This is a genomic window from Microbacterium sp. zg.Y909 (assembly GCF_024626565.1).
Genome location: NZ_JANJFJ010000568.1, coordinates 1 through 2,031, shown reverse-complemented (window position 1 = coordinate 2,031; position 2,031 = coordinate 1). Strand labels below are relative to the sequence as shown.

Sequence of the window (2,031 nt, the reverse complement as noted above, 5' to 3'; positions counted from 1 at the left end):
CGACGGGGTGCGCCGCATCACCGGCGACGTGCGTGACGCCGACGCGGTGCGCGCCGCGGTCGGCGAGGGCGTCGACGTCGTCGCGGACTTCCTCTCGTTCGTGCCCGAGCACGTCGAAACGGTGCTCTCGGCGATCGAGGGTCGCGTCGGGCAGTACATCTACATCAGCTCGGCATCCGCTTACGAGAAGCCCCCACGCTACCTGCCGGTCACCGAGTCGACTCCGCTGCGCAACCCGTTCTGGCAGTACTCCCGCGACAAGATCGCCTGCGAGGACCTGCTGGTCGGCGCCCACCGCGACCGGGCGCTTCCTGTGACGATCGTGCGGCCGTCGCACACCTACGACGAGACCATGATCCCGACGACAGGCGGATGGACCGACATCGCCCGCATGCGCTCCGGCAAGCCGGTCGTGATCCACGGCGATGGCACGAGCCTGTGGACGATCACCCACTCGGACGATTTCGCCGTCGCCTTCACGGGCCTGCTCGGCAACCCGGCCGCGATCGGCGACGCCTTCACCATCACCGGCACTCACGCCCCCACCTGGAACCAGATCTACGGCTGGCTGGCGGATGCCGCGGGGGTCTCCGAGCCGCGCTTTGTGCACGTGGCAAGCGACACGATCGCCGCGGCGCTGCCCGACGTCGGTCCCTCGCTCGTGGGCGACAAGGCGCACTCGATGGTCTTCGACAACGCGAAGGTCACGCGCCTGGCGCCCGAGTTCCGCACGACGGTCACGTTCGACGAGGGCGCCCGCCGCATCCTGGCTTTCTATGACGCGCACCCCGACCGTCAGCGTGTCGACGAGAAGCTGGATGCCGCCTTCGACGCCCTGGTCGCCCACGCCGACGGTGTCGCCGCGGCCGACTGAGGGCCGGGCGGGGCCGACACCGCTCGAGTGTCGCGAATGGTGGCGGCCCGCGGCTGGAACCCGCCTTTCGCGACACCGGAGCGGCCCCGCTACGCAGGGGCGTGCGCGCAGGGTCAGCTTGCCGCGGCTTGCCGCACCTGGGCGACGACCTCGGCCGGCGACCCGCGCCACGGGGGGGCAGGCCGGGCAGCACCCAGTCGGCATCCAGTGCGGCGAGCCCGGCAGGTCGAGCACCGCGCGTCGGCCACCGGGACGAGATCCTCCGCCCGGCCCGGATGTCATCGCGGACGGCACCGACGACGTCGACCGGCTGGCCGGCGGGATCGGCCAGCTGCCAGTCCTCGTAACGCCTGCCGGGGAGGGTCGGGCAGGCGTCGCCGCAGCCCATCGTGATCACGACGTCGGCCTGACGTCCGCGTCAGGCAGCGGGACCCGCGTCAGGCTCCGAAACCGGCGCTGCGCCCCGCCTGCGCGCGAGCGCCTGGGCCGACGGGTCAGGGGTGTAAGCGAGCTCGTGAATCGCGCGGGTCACCGCCTGCCACACCGCGAAACTCACCCGCGGATCGTGATTGATCACACGCGAGACTGTCGATCGCGACACGTGGGCTGCCGTGGCGACATCCTCGATCGTGGGTGCTTTCTCGCCGCTCATCGATTGACCTCCAAGACGTGGCGTACCCCTTGTACGTCGAATCATGAGCAGGGGCATCGACATTCCTGCGTCGGTGCCCTGCGGATGCTCACGGCGTTGCGTCGTTCTCCCCGCGGGCGAGTGCTGAGTATGCCGAGCTGAGTTCTCGCCAGCGGTCGAGCCAGCTTCCGGGCTCGCCGCCCGCCACGAGCGCCTCCAGGTCTTCCGCGTGCGCCTGCCATCCCGCCCCGTGATCCGCATACTCCGCCAGGGGCAGCCCACGCTCCTCGATCACCAGCCGCGTGCCGGCGCCGTCGGGCGTGAGCACAGCCTCGATGGTCGTGGGTTCGCTCCCCTCTTCCCACGTGCGCACGCGCAGGTGCCCGGGTGCGTCGCAGGTCTCGACCGTGCCCGAACCGCTCCAGCCACTCGTGAAGCGCGCGCGGGCACACGACGGGCGAACGCGTCGGATCACGGGAAGAGGAGGATCATGAGTGCGATGAGCGATAGCCGCTGGGAAGAGATA

At 70.7% G+C, this 2,031-nt stretch carries 3 protein-coding genes and 1 pseudogene; 1 reads left to right on the top strand and 3 read right to left on the bottom strand.

What is annotated here, in order from left to right:
• A partial coding sequence (locus NQ160_RS22925) for an NAD-dependent epimerase/dehydratase family protein (RefSeq protein WP_306854077.1) occupies positions 1-874 on the top strand: 874 nt, incomplete at its 5' end.
• 271 nt (positions 875-1,145) lie between these two features.
• Here NQ160_RS22925 and NQ160_RS22920 read toward each other — a convergent pair.
• The 3 genes and pseudogenes from NQ160_RS22920 to NQ160_RS22910 form a co-directional block, all read right to left on the bottom strand.
• A pseudogene (locus NQ160_RS22920) lies at positions 1,146-1,286 on the bottom strand (heat-shock protein HtpX); the annotation flags it as partial.
• Between the two features lie 6 nt (positions 1,287-1,292).
• A complete protein-coding gene (locus NQ160_RS22915; protein WP_257517323.1) occupies positions 1,293-1,526 on the bottom strand; it encodes a LacI family DNA-binding transcriptional regulator in 234 nt (77 codons plus the stop codon).
• Positions 1,527-1,614: 88 nt separating this feature from the next.
• Positions 1,615-1,980: an SRPBCC domain-containing protein gene (locus NQ160_RS22910; protein WP_257517322.1), complete on the bottom strand. Its 366-nt coding sequence runs from the start codon at positions 1,978-1,980 to the stop codon at positions 1,615-1,617.
• Positions 1,981-2,031: the final 51 nt, after the last annotated feature.